Source organism: Aeromonas sp. BIGb0405 (assembly GCF_024807335.1).
Taxonomy (GTDB): Bacteria; Pseudomonadota; Gammaproteobacteria; order Enterobacterales; family Aeromonadaceae; genus Aeromonas; species Aeromonas rivuli.
Map to the genome: position 1 here is coordinate 157,094 of NZ_JANUEP010000004.1, position 15,367 is coordinate 172,460.

At 60.6% G+C, this 15,367-nt stretch carries 16 protein-coding genes; 5 read left to right on the forward strand and 11 right to left on the reverse strand.

Translation table 11 applies throughout. The features are described from left to right. Positions 1 to 166: 166 nt before the first annotated feature. The 9 genes from M2366_RS11945 to nudF all read right to left on the reverse strand — a co-directional run bounded on the left by M2366_RS11945 (position 167) and on the right by nudF (position 7,182). Positions 167 to 2,182 (reverse strand): FUSC family protein, encoded by a 2,016-nt coding sequence (locus M2366_RS11945; protein ID WP_259269839.1) that lies wholly within the window; start codon positions 2,180 to 2,182, stop codon positions 167 to 169. Between the two features lie 78 nt (positions 2,183 to 2,260). Beyond that, the gene (locus M2366_RS11950) at positions 2,261 to 3,127 is read right to left on the reverse strand and encodes an HlyD family secretion protein (RefSeq protein WP_259269840.1); all 867 of its coding nucleotides are present in this window, start codon (positions 3,125 to 3,127) and stop codon (positions 2,261 to 2,263) included. Further along, complete coding sequence (locus M2366_RS11955; RefSeq protein ID WP_005894245.1) at positions 3,120 to 3,338, reverse strand: DUF1656 domain-containing protein; 219 nt, start codon at positions 3,336 to 3,338, stop codon at positions 3,120 to 3,122. Before M2366_RS11955 ends, M2366_RS11950 begins: the two co-directional genes overlap by 8 nt. Positions 3,339 to 3,457: 119 nt before the next feature. Then, a complete protein-coding gene (locus M2366_RS11960) occupies positions 3,458 to 3,853 on the reverse strand; it encodes a GFA family protein (RefSeq protein ID WP_259236888.1) in 396 nt (131 codons plus the stop codon). Between the two features lie 36 nt (positions 3,854 to 3,889). Beyond that, positions 3,890 to 4,501, reverse strand: a complete 612-nt coding sequence (locus M2366_RS11965) for an NUDIX hydrolase (RefSeq protein ID WP_259269893.1) — start codon at positions 4,499 to 4,501, stop codon at positions 3,890 to 3,892. A gap of 84 nt (positions 4,502 to 4,585) precedes the next feature. Next, positions 4,586 to 5,173, reverse strand: a complete 588-nt coding sequence (locus M2366_RS11970; RefSeq protein ID WP_224431985.1) for a YqiA/YcfP family alpha/beta fold hydrolase — start codon at positions 5,171 to 5,173, stop codon at positions 4,586 to 4,588. A 74-nt stretch (positions 5,174 to 5,247) separates the two neighbouring features. Then, entirely contained in the window at positions 5,248 to 6,066 is an 819-nt protein-coding gene (gene cpdA, locus M2366_RS11975; RefSeq protein WP_259269841.1) for a 3',5'-cyclic-AMP phosphodiesterase, read from the reverse strand. Between the two features lie 26 nt (positions 6,067 to 6,092). Continuing rightward, the gene (locus M2366_RS11980) at positions 6,093 to 6,539 is read right to left on the reverse strand and encodes a DUF1249 domain-containing protein (RefSeq protein WP_259236886.1); all 447 of its coding nucleotides are present in this window, start codon (positions 6,537 to 6,539) and stop codon (positions 6,093 to 6,095) included. Position 6,540: 1 nt separating this feature from the next. Then, a complete protein-coding gene (nudF, locus tag M2366_RS11985; protein ID WP_224431982.1) occupies positions 6,541 to 7,182 on the reverse strand; it encodes an ADP-ribose diphosphatase in 642 nt (213 codons plus the stop codon). A 307-nt stretch (positions 7,183 to 7,489) separates the two neighbouring features. Between nudF and tolC the strand changes: the two genes are divergently transcribed. Then, positions 7,490 to 8,830 carry an outer membrane channel protein TolC gene (tolC, locus tag M2366_RS11990; protein ID WP_042041702.1) on the forward strand — a complete coding sequence of 447 codons (1,341 nt, stop codon included), beginning with the start codon at positions 7,490 to 7,492 and terminating at the stop codon, positions 8,828 to 8,830. Between the two features lie 136 nt (positions 8,831 to 8,966). On the opposite strand, the gene hldE is transcribed toward tolC, so the two are convergent. Continuing rightward, entirely contained in the window at positions 8,967 to 10,394 is a 1,428-nt protein-coding gene (gene hldE / locus M2366_RS11995) for a bifunctional D-glycero-beta-D-manno-heptose-7-phosphate kinase/D-glycero-beta-D-manno-heptose 1-phosphate adenylyltransferase HldE (protein WP_042041703.1), read from the reverse strand. 151 nt (positions 10,395 to 10,545) lie between these two features. On the opposite strand from hldE, the gene lpxL reads away from it, so the two are divergent. After that, positions 10,546 to 11,469: an LpxL/LpxP family Kdo(2)-lipid IV(A) lauroyl/palmitoleoyl acyltransferase gene (gene lpxL, locus M2366_RS12000; RefSeq protein WP_042041704.1), complete on the forward strand. Its 924-nt coding sequence runs from the start codon at positions 10,546 to 10,548 to the stop codon at positions 11,467 to 11,469. Positions 11,470 to 11,610: 141 nt separating this feature from the next. Further along, on the forward strand, positions 11,611 to 12,084 hold the full coding sequence (locus M2366_RS12005) for an energy transducer TonB (RefSeq protein ID WP_042041705.1): 474 nt from the start codon (positions 11,611 to 11,613) through the stop codon (positions 12,082 to 12,084). A gap of 143 nt (positions 12,085 to 12,227) precedes the next feature. On the opposite strand, the gene M2366_RS12010 is transcribed toward M2366_RS12005, so the two are convergent. Continuing rightward, a complete protein-coding gene (locus M2366_RS12010; RefSeq protein WP_259269842.1) occupies positions 12,228 to 13,178 on the reverse strand; it encodes an inorganic triphosphatase in 951 nt (316 codons plus the stop codon). Between the two features lie 171 nt (positions 13,179 to 13,349). Here M2366_RS12010 and M2366_RS12015 point away from each other — a divergent pair, with 171 nt between their 5' ends. Together M2366_RS12015 and M2366_RS12020 are read left to right on the forward strand one after the other, a co-directional pair. After that, on the forward strand, positions 13,350 to 14,030 hold the full coding sequence (locus M2366_RS12015; RefSeq protein ID WP_005894260.1) for a TIGR00153 family protein: 681 nt from the start codon (positions 13,350 to 13,352) through the stop codon (positions 14,028 to 14,030). A gap of 25 nt (positions 14,031 to 14,055) precedes the next feature. After that, positions 14,056 to 15,321 (forward strand): inorganic phosphate transporter, encoded by a 1,266-nt coding sequence (locus tag M2366_RS12020; protein ID WP_042041709.1) that lies wholly within the window; start codon positions 14,056 to 14,058, stop codon positions 15,319 to 15,321. The last annotated feature ends 46 nt before the right edge of the window (positions 15,322 to 15,367 follow it).

The following is a 15,367-nucleotide window of genomic DNA, read 5'->3' on the forward strand; positions in this document are numbered from 1 at the left end:
CAAATTGACGTTTGGGGAGAATCTTACTCGTTGGGAGGGCCTTGGACAAATTAGACGACGGCAAAGAGTGACCGGGGCGAGGGAAATGACCGCCAAGGCCGGGCTTCATCACTCGGCCGTCCCCGTTGCTGGTTGGCAAGGGAACAGAGTCCGACCAAGAACCGGCTCAGTCGCTGGGCAGCGCCTGTTGCAGTTGGGAGAGCGAGCTGGACAACCGCCAGATGAGGCCGGCCAGCGCGCGGGACTCCCTGTCCGGATGGCGGGCAAGCAGCGCATCCAGGCGTGCCAGCTCGCTCAGGGTGTGGCCAAGCCGCTCCTGCTGCACCCCTCCCTCGGTCAATATCCCCTTCAGACTGCGAATGCAGCGATCTCGCACCGGATAGAGGGCGGGATTGAGCCCGCGCCACTCCCGCAATTGCCAGACGATGTGGCTGCAGTTGAGCAACACCACCCCCCAACGCAATACCCAGAGCCGGGAGTGCTGATCCTGGCTCAGACTGAGCTGGCTGATGGCGTGATAGATGCGCGATTCGAATTCGTGCTCACCCAGGCGCGGCCCGGTGCGCAGCTGATCCATAAAATCCCGGCGCAGACGACGCATCAGGCGGCTGCTCTTGCGGCCATCCGAGCTCGGTCTCAGGATCTGAAACGCCAGCCCGGCCGCCATCACCCCCAGCATCTGGGCCAGACTGCCGTTGATATAACCGAGGTAGTCATAGCGAGGGGGATTCGAGATGGCGAGAAAGGAGCCAAGCATCACGATCAACTGCCCCCAGAGCGCGGCGCTGGCTGGCCGCTGCAACTTGATGAGCTGCATGGTGACCAGCGTCGGCAGCAGTAGCAGGATGAAGGGCCAGAGCGCCTCCAACCGGATCATCAAGCCGAACTTGACTCCGAAGCAGACCAGACTGAGCAGCACTATGGCCTGCAACATGGTCGTCACGCTCTTGAGCGGCGCCGGAACCGCGGAATAGAGCACGCAACTGATCGATAGCAAGGTCAGCGCCGAACTGCCCGCATCCCACTGGGTCTGGAACCAGAAGATGCAGCCAAGCAGCACACAGAGGAAAGTGCGCGCGCCGTTATAGGCCGCCTCATAGCTGTCGGTGTGCATGGCGAGCGGTGCCAATCTGGGAGGGGCGGGCCAGTGTGCCGGTTCGTCCTGCCCTCTCTGCCTGGCCTGCGCCAAGCGATCCAGCCAGCGCTGCGCCTCCAGATAGCACCAGCAGAAGTGGCGCAGTCGCTGCCAGAAAACCTGAGTGCGATAATCCTCGCTCCCGGCCAGGGGCGCCAGCAGGCGGGCGATGCGCAGCTTGTCACAGTCGGGGGCGGCCAAAGCCCCGAGCAGCTCGGCGAGCAAGGCGTCCAGTCCGGCAGGCGGCGCAGGCCAGTTGTGCAGCAGGCGACGCACCCCGGAGATGAGGCTGGTCATGCGCAATTGGCGGTGAAGCAGGTAGTTGAACAGCCGGTTGTGGCGTCTGAATCTGTGATGGCTCCATACCGCCTGGATACGCAGCACATTCATGGTGAGGATCTGGCTGATGATGCCCTGGTGGGCGTGGCGGATCTCGGCATTGCTCTGCCCCTGCCAGAGCAGCTGGGCATGTTCGAGCAGGCGGGCCTGACTCTGGCGCAGGGAGCCGAGCAGGGTCTCGCCATCGCCGGTACTCGGCAGCAGCATCATCATGAAGGCGCCGCAGAGGATGCCGGTGATCACCTCGCTCACCCGCGCCTGGGCTATGTCGAAGATGTAGAGAGGGTCATCGACGTTGACGCAGGAGAACGCAATGATGGCCGCCGTGTAGCCAGCCAGGGCAAAGCCGTAAGAGACATTGTTCTGATAGTGGTTGGAGACATAGGTGCACAGCCCTATCCAGAGTGCAATCAGCAGGCTGAACAGCCAGGGATCGGCCAGGCCATAACTGGCGATCAAGATGGCGGCCACGGCTCCCATCAGACTGCCCAGCACCCTTCCCAGGCTCTTGCTGATGACGCCCCCCACGGTGGGGAAGCTCACCACGGCGGCCGAGGTCATGGCCCAGTAAGGTGAGTCGAGTTGCAGCACGAACGCGAGCCAGAGTGCCAGACACATGGCAAGGCCATTGCGCAGGGCATAGCGCCATTGTTCCGCGCTCGCCTTGCCCCAGGGGCTTTGGTGCCAGCGGGGCAGTGCCAGCTTCATCACCGCAGCCCTCGATCGTCGTCGCCATCAGAGCCAAGCCCTGCGATCAAAGCCAACCAGGTTGCTGGCAAGGGCGTATCAGTCATGGATGGCGATGGAGGCGGTGGTGCCGGCTATCAGAGTGACATCCGCGGGCACCTTGTCGAGTCGAATGCGCACCGGCACCCGCTGGGCGAGGCGCACCCAGGGCACATTGGGTTTGACATCCACCAGCAACCCGGAGCCTGACTCCAGGCTCTGATCATGGATGGCGCGCCCTATGCTTTCCACTGTGCCCGTCAAGGGCCTGTCCGAGCTGTAGAGCACTATCTCGGCCCGCCTGCCGATACGAATATGGCGCAGCTTGGTCTCCTCGAAATAGCCGAGCACATAGAAGGAGTGGGTATCGATCAGCGCCACCAGCGGGGTCCCCGCACTGGCATAGTTGCCAACCCGGGTTTGCAGGTTGGTGATGTAGCCATCGGTGCTGGCATGGATATCCGTCTTGGCCAGGGACCACTGCGCCTGGGCCAGGTTGGCCTTGGCCACCTCAAAGGCTGCCTGCATCGCCTGTTGATTCAGCTTGGCCTCGTCCACCGCCTCCGCCGAGATGACATTGCGCGCCAGGTTGCGTCTGCGGCTCGCCTCGTGACTGGCCTTGGCAAAGTCGGACTCCGCCTTGCTCAGAGCGGCCATGGCATTGCGTTCGGCGATGCGATAGGGCTCGGGATCGATACGAAACAGCAGCTCTCCCTGCTTTACCAACTGGTTGTCCTGCACCCGGACATCGAGCAGCTTGCCCGACACCTCGGGGGTGACGCTGACCAGTTCGGCCCGCACCTTGCCATCCCGGGTCCAGGGGCCCTGCATGTAGTAGTTCCACAGCCACCAGGCGGCCCCCAGCGCCAGGGCGCAGACCAGCAGGGTAGATAGATATTTGAGAGTCGCCAGCGGTGATTTAGCCATGTAGCAAGATCCAGAGAGCGCCGCACACGGCGAGTACGAAGAGGGAGAGATCCATCAGCATGGGGTGCCAGACATCACCGCCATAGAGCCAGTCGCGCACCAGACGATGCAGCGGCAGCCAGCCGAGCAGCCCGAGCAACACCGCCTTGAACAGGGGCGGAAAATAGAGCGAGGCGCCGAGGATCAGATCGGGCAGTGCTGAAGGGGTCATCACTGGCGTGCTCCCTGTTTGGCGAAGAAGGGCTGAAGAAACCCGTTATGACCTGCACCGGGGCAGGCTTGCCAAGGTTAACACAGCCATTCGGGTCGCTACAGCAACAGCTGGCCCCCTTATCGGTCGGCCGGGTGATTTACCCCGTCCCGCAGCGGCACCTCACCCAGCTCGAACGGATTGACACCGTCGAGGCAAGCGAGGTTGTAGCCATACTCGGCTGGATTGGATCTGCGCTGATGATGGGTATAGATGCCGCATCTCCCGCAAAAATAGTGGCGGGCGGTGCGAGTATTGAACTGGTAGCAGCGCAGCACCTCTTCCCCTTGCAGTATGCGGATCGCCGCCAGCGGTACCGAGGCGACGATGGCGCCGCGCCGCCGACACAGAGAGCAGTCACAGCGCCGTGGATCCACCACGCCGTCCGGCAGACTGAGCTCCAGTACCACGGCCCCGCAATGGCAGCTGGCCCTGTGTGTCTCTTCGATGGGGGTATTGCCGATGCGTTTGATCATGCAGCCTCCTTGCCCCTGGGCCTCGCCCTGACGGGATCAGTCGAACAGGGTATCGCGCCGTCCCTGCTGCACATGGGCATGCAAGGTACGCAGTTGTGACGCCACCACCCTATGACGCGACAACGCGGGCAAGGCGTCGATGGAGAAGTAGGCGGCGTCTTGGGTTTCGTCCGTCTCGGTGAGCAGCTGCCCTCCCGTCACCTCGCACAGGAAGAAGGCCTTGTGGGCATGGGGCAGTTGCGGCGGATGGGGATGCTTGAGCTTGTCAAACAGCGCCAGCAGTTGCACGGCGCGACAGACCAAACCCGTCTCCTCGACCACCTCTCGCACCACGGCCCCCGCCGGTGAGTCACCGATATCGCACCAGCCGCCGGGCAAGGTCCAGCAACCATCGCTGCGCTCGCGCACCAACAGCAGCTGCCCCTGCTCGTTGAGGATCAGGGCGCGCACATCCAGCTTGGGGGTCGGATAGCCGCTATCCAGGGCAATCCAGTCAGCAATCCGCACAGGATCCTGCGCACTCTGCTCGGCGATAAGGGCAGCGGTGGCATCGCGCAGGGCATGAAAGCGCCCTATGTCGAAGGGATCCCTGGAGTAGGTCAGTCCGGCCTGGGCCGTGGCCAGCACCTGTTCCAGAAAAGAAGCCAGCCGAGGCTGGTCTGGGCCGGATCGCGAGTCCGGGTGATGGCTCTCTTGGGGGTCTGACTGGGGGTGGGTGTCGGGAGCCATGATTCAGAGCCCCAGAAAATGGACTATCTGGGCCGGGAAACGCTCGAAGCCGACGAAGCTGTGATCGCCACCGCACTCGAGGGAGAGCCGGGCAAAGGAGTACTCGCTCAGCGCCTTGCGATAGTCGAGCACCTCGTCCTCCTGCTGTTGCAGCACCCAGAGCCGATCCGGTGCCGTCACCGGCACCGCCAGCGCCCTGAGCTCGTCCATGTGCCGGGGCAGCAGTTCATAGCGCTCATGGGTATAGGGATTGGTCTGTGGCCCCAAGAAATCTTGCAGCAACTCATGGGGACGTACCGCCGGATTGATTAAGGCGGCGCGGCAGCCATAGCGCTCGCTCACCCGGGTCGCCATAAAACCGCCCAGGGAGCTGCCCACGGCGCCGAGCCTGAGGCGGTCGCCGTGGCGGGCCTGCGCGGCCGCGATGGTCTGCTCTATGGCCGCCCAGGCTGCTGCCGGGGTATTGGGCTGCGCCGGGATCAGCACCTCGATGTCGGGCCTGTGTTCGGCGAGCCAATCGGCCATCTGGTGCGCCTTGGCCGAACCGGGTGAGGAGTTGAAACCGTGCAGATAAAGCAACACTGAACTCATCGTGCCCCTCCGAGCAACCTTGGCGCCGCGTTGACATCCCAAGGATAAAGTAGCACCACGTTCATATCAGCCCCTCAATAACCGGTGGCATTCGGGTCGGGTACAAACTGGCCCAGGGGCAGGCGCCACACCTGGCTGGCGATACGGCCATCGGGGTGCAGGGTCAGGTAACGCCAACCCGGGCCCGACTCATCCAGAGTGAAGCCCTCACAGAGCGGCTTGAACTGGATGCAGGTGGAGGGGCTGGCGATGAGACGCACTCCCCTGTGTACCTCGTCAAACTCCTGATGGACATGGCCAAACAGGATGGTTTTTTGCTGCGGATGGCGCGCCAGTACGGCGAAGAGATCATCGGCATTCTTGAGGTTGTGCTGATCCAGCCAGGCGCAGCCCACCGGCACCGCCTGATGATGCAAGGCGATGAGGGCATGGCGCTCCGGGTGCTGGCGCAGGGCCAGATCCAGGGCCGCCAACTGGTGATCCCCAAGCACCCCATGGGGTTTGCCGCGCACCTGGGTGTCGAGCAGTATGATCTGCCAGTGATCCCCCACCAGTTGCTTGGCCTCGCTGATCCCGGCCGCATGCAGGTACTCGGTCATCAGGGGGCCGTCGTCGTGATTGCCGGGCAGCCAGTAGATGGGGCGCGACAGGGGCGCCATCATGGAGGCAAAACGCTGGTAGGATTCCGGACTGTGATCCTGGGAGAGATCCCCGGTCGCCAGAATAAGGTCGAACGGATGGGCATTGACCTGAACCCGTTCGAGTACGGCAGCCAGGCTGTCGGCGGTCCGCACGGCCAGCAGACTGCCTTCACCGCTGGCGAACAGATGGGTATCGGTTATCTGTAACAGGCGCACACTGCCGTCGGGCGCCTGAGGTAGCTCTGTGTCCAAGATCACGCTTCTTTTTATTGGTTCAACTAGAGGATGTTAATCAGACTGGTACCGTGCCTGAGACAAAACTTGAGCCAATCGGCGAGGAACAGATTTACCTGCTCTTTTTCATCCCGTTGGTGCATTTTTGTATTGGGGTAATCATAACGTGGTTGCAACCTGGAAATCTGTTGCGCCGCACACACTTCCGCCATTCGCACATCATGATACAAACGAATCTCTATGCGAGTCTGCAAATAGTCCGGTAACTCAGGGTTGTGCTGAGCCAGGATCACCTGACTGGTGAACCGGCTCTCCTCGCTGACGGTGAGTTGGAACTGCAGGCCATTGCCGACCTGATAGCGGCGCTCGGCTCCTACGCTGCCGCCGGGAGGCAGCAACTTCATCAACGCCATATAGTTAACCTCGCAGGTACGCTGCAAGGACATCAAATCAGGCACATAGCGCTTAGCCTGCTGCAGGGTGAGCGCCACCTTAGCGCCCAGCCAGCCAGCGCGCACGCAGCTCACCGTGATTGAGGGCCAGCCACTGCAGGGCGATGACGGAAGCGGCGTTGTCGATACGCCCCTCCTTGAGCCAGGCATAGGCCTGCTCGCGGCTCACCCTGTGCACCCGGATGTCTTCCCCCTCCTCGGCCAAGCCATGCAGACCCTGGGCCTGACTGGCATCCACCTCGCCCACGAACACCTCGATGCGCTCCGTGCTGCCACCGGGGCTCACCAGATAGCTGATGGCATGCTCACAGCGACCCACCTCGATGCCCGCCTCTTCCACCGCCTCCCGGCGCACCACAACTTCGGCGGTCTCCCCTTCGTCTATGATGCCGGCCACCAGCTCCAGCAGCCAGGGAGTGGGACTGGTCTCGATGGCACCGATACGGAACTGCTCGACCAGCACTATCTCGTCGCGCACCGGATCATAGGGCAACAACGCGGCGGCATGACCCCGCTCGAACAGCTCGCGCACTATGGGTTCATTCCAGCCCCCGGCAAATAACCTGTGCTGCAAACGATAGACGTTCACTTTGAAAAAACCGTTATACCCTACTGATTTTTCAATGATTTTTACATCTTCCACGCCATAATGGACGGTATCTGGCAAGGCTTGCTGCGACATCTGCTGCTCCCGTCGGCTTGACTTGGCCCGGTTAGACCATAAAATCCGAGTTCATGAATGAACATTCATTCACTCACCCTTGATATCGATGAGCGATGGATTTTAGCAGTCACAGGGCATTTGGCTAGGCGTTCGCGGGAGAAAAACCCCGCTGTTTTTGTTCCTTTTCTTCGGGTCAGAACCGGACGGCTTTCGTGAAATTTTGCAGATAGTGACTCGATTAAGCTGAAATCCAGTTTGGTTGGTGACAATATCTTTCCTACATCCAGTGGCAGCTTCGAGTTAATACATAAGGTTAAGAGAATCTATGAACAGAACACTCCTGTCAGTCATGGTCCTGCTCGGCCTCAGCGCCAGTGCCCACGCTGAAAACTTGCTCGACATCTATACCCAGGCGCAACAGAAGGACACCCAGCTGCTGGAGTCCAAGGCCCGCCGCGACCAGGCCTTCGAGAAGATCAATGAGTCTCGCGCCTCCTTGCTGCCCCAGATCAACCTGGGTGCCGGTCTCAACTACCTGGCCAACAAGAGCGACACCCAGACCAATGGCAATGCCACCGGCAGCCTTTCTCTGGACCAGTCCATCTACCGTCGCAGCAACTGGGTCAACCTGGACCTGACCGAGAAGAGCGCCACCCAGTCTGACGTCACCTACAACCTGGAATACCAGCGTCTGATGGTGCGGACCTCCCAGGCCTATTTCAACGTGCTCAATGCCCAGGACACCCTGGAATTCGTACGCGCCAACAAGGCCGCGGTCGAGCGTCAACTCGAGCAGACCCAGCAGCGTTTCGAAGTGGGTCTGACCGCCATCACCGACGTGCACGAAGCCGAAGCCTCTCGTGACCAGGCCCTTGCCGACGAGATCAATGCCGAAAACAACCTGGATAACAGCTACGAAGCCTTGCGTGAGCTGACCGGTGTCGATCACCGCAATCTGGACGTGCTCAACACCGACCGCTTCACGCCGCAAAAAACCGGTTTCAATTCTGACAAGTGGCTGGAAGTTGCCCTGGACAAGAACCTGGAGCTGCACAGCGCCCGCATCGGCAAAGACATCGCCAAGGAGCAGATCGATCTGGCCAAGACCGGTCATGAGCCGACCCTGGATCTGGGCGCCGGTCTGAACACCGGTTATTACGATTACAAGGACGAGACCATGAACTCGGACGGTAACGATAACCAGGCCAACATAGGGCTGACCTTCAAGCTGCCGCTCTATACCGGCGGCGCGACGACCTCCCAGGTCAAACAGTCCCAATACAACTATGTGGCAGCCAGCGAGCAGCTTGAGCGCAGCTTCCGCTCCGTGCAGAGCAGCGTGCGTTCCTCCTATAACAACGTGAACGCCAGCATCGGCTCGGTCCGTGCCTACAGCCAGTCGGTGATCTCCGCCGAGAGCGCCCTGAAGGCGACCGAAGCCGGTTATGAAGTGGGCACCCGTACCATAGTCGACGTGCTCGACTCGACCCGCAAGCTGTATGACGCCAAGCAGAAGCTCTCCGAGGCACGTTACAACTACATCCTCAGCATCCTCTCCCTCAAGCAGGCGGCGGGCGTGCTGGAGCAGAAAGATATCGTAGAGGTCAACCAGGGCCTGATGATTGCCCCAGCCGATGCCCCCAAGAGCACCAGCCGTACCTATTGATTGACCCTGCACTAACGAAAAAGGCGACCCTGAGGTCGCCTTTTTTATGAGTGCCGCTCACCATCCCGGGCGAACAACCGCGCTGAATAACAGCCCGAAGAACCAGCCTTGGCCGGTTTTTCAGGGCGGCTATCGCTTATCCGCGTTCGCGAATGGTCTTGATGATGTCGCTGGTAGAGCAGCCATCCTCGAAGTTGAGGACTCGCACCTCGCCGCCATTGGCGGTCACTTCGTCATAACCGGCGATCTCTTCGGGTTGGTAGTCACCCCCCTTGACCAGCAGATCCGGCAGTATCTCGGCGATCAGGCGCTGGGGGGTATCCTCGGCAAAGGGCACGACCCAATCCACGGCACCCAGGGCGGCCAATACGGTCATGCGACGCTCGGTCGGATTGACCGGGCGGCCCGGCCCCTTGAGGCGGCGCACGGATTCATCGGTGTTGACCGCGACGATCAGGCGATCCCCCAGCTTGCCTGCATTGGCAAGATAGGAGACATGGCCGGCGTGCAGGATATCGAAGCAGCCGTTGGTCATGACCACCTTCTCGCCACGACGACGAGCGGCATCGACCGCTATCTTGAGCTGCTGCTCGGAGAGCACACCAAAGCCGGTCTCGTGCTCGTTGTAGAGCGCATTAGCCAGCTCGACCGGGCTGACGGTGGAGGTACCGAGCTTGCCGACCACTATGCCCGCGGCGGTGTTGGCCAGGGCGCACGCCTCGTCCAGGGTCTTGCCGGCGGCCAGAGCGGTAGCCAGGGTCGAGATGACGGTGTCACCGGCCCCGGTCACGTCATAGACCTCATGGGCCTGAGCGGGCAGATGCAACTCTTCCTGTCCTGCACGGATCAGGGTCATGCCATTCTCGGAGCGGGTCACCAGCAAGGCATCCAGCTCGAAGCGCTTGACCAGCTCCAGGCCACGGCTGACCAATTCCTGTTCACTCTTCACCTTGCCCACCACCGCCTCGAACTCGGACATGTTGGGGGTGAGCAAAGTGGCACCACGGTACTTCTCGAACTCGGTCCCCTTGGGGTCAACCAGCACAGGAATACCGGCGGCACGGGCACGGGCTATCATGCCCGGCACATCGTTGAGCGCGCCCTTGCCATAGTCGGAGAGGATCATCACATCGGCATGAGGCAGCGCCTGCTCGACCTTGCCCATCAGCAGCGAGGCGTCGACATCGTGGAAGGCCTCCTCGAAGTCCAGGCGCAGCAGTTGCTGGTTGCGTGACAATACCCGCAGCTTGGTGATGGTGGGATAGTCCCTGAGGCGCACGAAGTCGCAGGCCACCTTGACCCCGGCCATCTGGCTCGCCAACGCATCGGCGGCCTCATCCTGCCCGGTCAGGCCCAGCAGCACGGCGTGAGCGCCGAGGGCCGCCGAGTTGAGCGCCACGTTGGCCGCGCCACCCGGGCGCTCCTCGATGTGCTCTACCTTGACCACGGGTACCGGCGCTTCCGGCGAGATACGACCGGTGGGGCCATGCCAGTAGCGATCCAGCATGACATCGCCGACAACCAGTACGCGGGCTTTTTCAAAATCGGGCAGGGTGATCTTCATCTGTATCGACTCTCACAACCGGAAAAATCAGCAGAGGATTTTATCACAGTCTCTGGCGCCGTGTTAACAACGCCATTGGCCGCGCCATTCGCCAGCGGCCGTATTTTTCGGCTAGAATCCCCCGACTGAGTTTGCGAACACGAGAATCTTCATGGCCCAAGATAATACTCCCCGCCTCACCCCTCCTCTATTTCACCCCCGCTATTGGGGCAGCTGGTTAGGGCTTTCCCTGCTCTGGTTGCTGGTTCTGCTGCCTTGGCGTACCCAGATGTGGCTGGGTCGTGGCCTGGGCGCCCTCGCCCGCCGTCTGCTCAAGTCCAGGGTGAAAATTGCCCGTCGCAATCTTGAGCTGGCCCTGCCCGAACTGAGCCGGGACGAGCGCGAGGTGCTGCTCAAGCAGAACTTCGACAGCGTAGGTTGCGCCATCTTCGAGGTGGGTATGGCCTGGTTCTGGCCGGATTGGCGCATGCGCAAGCTGATGACGGTCAAGGGGGAAGAGCATGTCCACAACGCCGTGGCCAAGGGCCAGGGCATGTTGCTGCTCTCCTGCCACTTCTTGACTCTGGAACTCAACGCCCGCTGTTTCGGCCTGGTCAGGCCCGGGGTCGGCGTCTATCGCCCCAATACCAATCCGGTGCTGGAGTATGCCCAGTACCATGGCCGCTGCGCCTCCAACAAGTACCTGGTCGATCGCACCGACGTGAAGGGGATGATCAAGGCGCTGCGCAACGGGGATGCGCTCTGGTACGCACCGGACCACGACTACGGCAGCCATGCCAGCGTCTTCGTGCCCTACTTCGCGGTCGAGAAGGCCGCCACCATCACAGGTACCGCCACCCTGGCCCGGGTCAAGAACAGCGTCACCCTGCCCTGCTACAACATTCGTACCGCCAAGGGGTACGAACTGAATATAGGGGCGCCACTCGCGGACTATCCTAGTGGGGATGAGCTGGCGGATGCCGCGCGGGTCAATCGGGAAATTGAAACCGCCGTGCGCCGAGCCCCCGAGCAGTATATGTGGCTGCATCGTCGCTTCAAGACCAGGCCCAGCAAGGAAGATCCCGGTTATTACTGATGTGAAACTGCTGGGAAAACCGCCTTTTCACGATTTCCTTATCATTTTTGACAGCCAAAGGTTTTCAATCGAAGCGTGATATTTTATTAATAATCAAAATGATAAGCAGGACAGGGCGCCAGGGCCCATGAAGGGAAGCAAATGAACAAGATCACTCTATTGAGCGTCGCACTACTGGGAGTCAGCGCCTGTAGCCAGCAATCCCCATCGCTGGATTTCGGCCCAAGACCACTCAGTTCGGCCAGTGAAGTCTCCGCCAACTGGCAGCCCAGCCGCACAGTGGAGCCCCGCTATCCCAAGGAGGCGGTCGCCGCCGGTGAGATGGGCTGCACCACCCTGGAATATCTGATCACCCCGAGCGGCGAGGCGGCCCAGATACGCATAGTGTCACGCACCGATGAGCGTTACTCCGATGCCGCCATCGAGGCCCTCTCCCGCTGGCAGTGGCAGCCGACCGAATTCAACAAGAGCCATCAAACCCTCAAGAGCCAGACCCGCTTCGATTTCTGCATCGAACTCAACGGAGAACCCTGCGAGCGCACGCTGCTCGATCAGACCTGTGAGGGGAGCGCCAGCATCACCAGCACCGCCAAGATCTACACCCAGGTACGCTAACGCCCCATCCGGGCAGACAACACCGGCTCCAGACAGACAAAAGGAGTGGGGCATGGCCTCACTCCTTTTTGCTGCCTGTTTTTTGCTGCCTGGCTATTAACTCGGCGAGTAGAAAAGTAGTGCCGCCCGGGCGACGCCCTTGCTCAGGATTGCAGCCAGGCAATGATGGCAAGCTGTAGCGGTACATAATCGGCCCGAGACAGCCAGGTCGCTTGCCCTGCCTCATCCAGGCTCGTAAGCTCGGCCCGGGTATCGGTCAAACCCTGGGCCCACTCCGGACGCTCTTGAGCGCCATCCAGCCCCTTGGCTATCAGCGCCAGACCCGCCATCAGGCCGGGCCAGCCGCTCACATCCTCTTGCAGCGCGCAGATCTGCTCATGATGCTGCCAATGTTCGAGGCCTGCCTGTACTCGCTGGCGCAGCGACAGGGCGTCCCACTGTGCCACTGAGGGGATGGCGCGCGGCACCAGCGCCTTGCCCAGCCCCGCCAAACGATAACCGCGCTGGGCCTTGGACTGCACGCCCAGTCTCAAGCCGGGAATGGCCCCCAGGCGCTCTGCCAGGGCGAGCAGGGCCGCCGTCGACCCCGTCTTGAGCTCCAGCTCCAACTCATCGATAGCCTCACATCCCCCCTTGCCCGCTATCTCCCCCTGATCCCAGGCCAGCTCTATCTCTGCTCCCTCATAGGCGATCAGCCAGTGGCGGCGCAGGAAATCGGTTCGAAACTGGGGCAACAGCGCAGCCTGCAAGGCGGCCAGATCCTCCCCTTTGGGCCAGATAGTGGCAGGAAAATCGCCCAAATTCGGCGAGTCACCCATGACAGGGGCATTATATTCAGGTCTGGCATGCAACCCCCCCACTCCCTGGCCCCGACACTTGATGGTTTGTTCAGCGAAATCATCGCTGCGGCGGATACGCAGCCCCATGTCGAGCCGACGCAGCGCCAAGTCTGCGGTATCAAAGTAGGTGTTGCCGAGCAATGCCTGGGAGTGAGAGAAAATAGTGAGTGAATTCAAAAGGATACTCAGCTTATGCCCCAAGTCATCATGGGGGGCGCTAGCGATGAGAAATTTGATTTCAATCTCGGTTTGCATAGGTTTTCCGGGCAAAAAGGGAGTTTAGGGAGGCGGCCACCAGACGGCGCGGATATACTGCCTGCGTGACGTTAAGATGAAGTTCGCTGTTTTATTGGTCGCGCAGTTCGGTTACCATGCGCGCCTCATAGAATCGTATCGAGTGTTTTTTCACCGACACAGGTTTTTACCATGCCAGTAAATACTATTTTAGGGCTTTTTGCCAAGTCGCCCATCAAGCCGTTGCAAAAGCATATTGTGAAAGTTCACGAGTGTTCTCAGCAACTTATCCCCTTCTTTGACGCCATCGCCGATGGTCGTTGGAGTGATGCCGAACGTATTCGTCAGCAGATCTCCCAACTGGAAAAAGAAGCCGACATCCTCAAGCGTGAAATTCGTCTGAAACTGCCTCGCGGTCTGTTTCTGCCGGTTGCGCGCACCGACTTGCTGGAGCTTTTGACCCAACAGGACAAGATAGCCAATCGTGCCAAGGACATTTCCGGCCGCATGTTGGGCCGTCATATGGAATTCCCCACCGAGATGCGTGCCGACGTCATGGCCTATCTCAAACGCTGTATCGATGCGACCGCCCAAGCCGAAAAAGCCATCGGAGAACTCGATGAGCTGCTCGAAACCGGCTTCAAGGGACGTGAAGTTGAGATGGTTGCCGAGATGATCCATCAGCTGGATTTGATCGAGGACGATACTGATACCATGCAGATTGGTTTGCGGCAGAAACTCCAGACTGTGGAGCACAACTACAATCCGATCGACGTTATTTTCCTGTACAAGATCCTCGAATGGGTTGGTGATCTGGCGGACCAGGCTGAGCGTGTAGGCGCCCGTCTGGAACTGATGCTGGCTCGTTCCTAATCGACTGACTGGGTAAAAATTACTAATGGACATTATCGCGAATTACGGCACCACTCTGGTGATCGTGGCGGCCTTGTTCGGCTTTTTGATGGCCTGGGGTATTGGCGCCAATGACGTTGCCAATGCCATGGGCACGTCGGTCGGCACCAAATCCCTGACCATCCGTCAGGCCATCATCATCGCCATGATCTTTGAGTTCGCCGGGGCCTATCTGGCCGGTGGTGAAGTCACTGCCACCATACGCAATGGCATCATAGATACCAACGCCTTCACCGATAGCCCGGACATTCTGGTGCTCGGTATGATCTCCTCCTTGCTGGCGGCGGGTCTTTGGCTGATCCTGGCCTCCTACTTCGGCTGGCCCGTCTCCACCACCCACTCCATCATTGGCGCCATCGTTGGTTTTGCCGTGGTGAGCGTCGGTCCGGAAGCGGTGCAGTGGAGCAAGTTCGGCGGCATAGTGGGCTCCTGGATAGTGACGCCGGCGCTCTCCGGCGTCATCGCCTACTTCATGTTCATCAGCGTGCAGAAGCTCATCTTCAACACCGATGATCCCCTGGGCAACGCCAAGCGCTACGTCCCCTTCTACATGTTTCTGACCGCGCTGGTCATCTGTCTGGTGACCATCAAGAAGGGGCTGTCCCACGTTGGTCTGCATCTGAGCAACAGTGAGGGCATACTGCTCTCCGTGGGCATCTCCATCGCCCTGGCCATTGCGGGTTGGTTCTACATTCGTAGACAGAACTACAACCCGGTCGATGACAACAAGATGCACTTCGCCAACGTGGAGAAGGTATTTGGCATCCTGATGGTGATCACCGCCTGTGCCATGGCGTTTGCCCACGGCTCCAACGATGTCGCCAACGCCATAGGCCCGCTCTCCGCCGTGGTCTCCACCGTCGAGAGTGCAGGCCAGATCACCGGCAACTCCTCGATCGCCTGGTGGATCCTGCCCCTGGGTGGGATAGGCATCGTCATTGGCCTGGCGACCATGGGCGAGAAGGTGATGGCGACTGTCGGTACCGGCATCACCCACCTGACCCCGAGCCGTGGCTTCGCCGCCCAGCTGGCGACCGCGGCCACCGTGGTGATCGCCTCTGGTACCGGCCTGCCCATCTCCACCACCCAGACACTGGTGGGTGCCGTCATGGGGGTGGGTCTGGCCCGCGGTATCGCGGCCCTGAACCTGGGCGTGCTGCGCAATATCGTGGTCTCCTGGGTCATCACCCTGCCCGCGGGTGCCATTCTGGCCATCGTTATCTTCTATGTGCTGGAAGCCTGTTTCTCCTGATACAGGCCACTCCGCCAGCAAAAAGCCCGGGTCAATGACCCGGGCT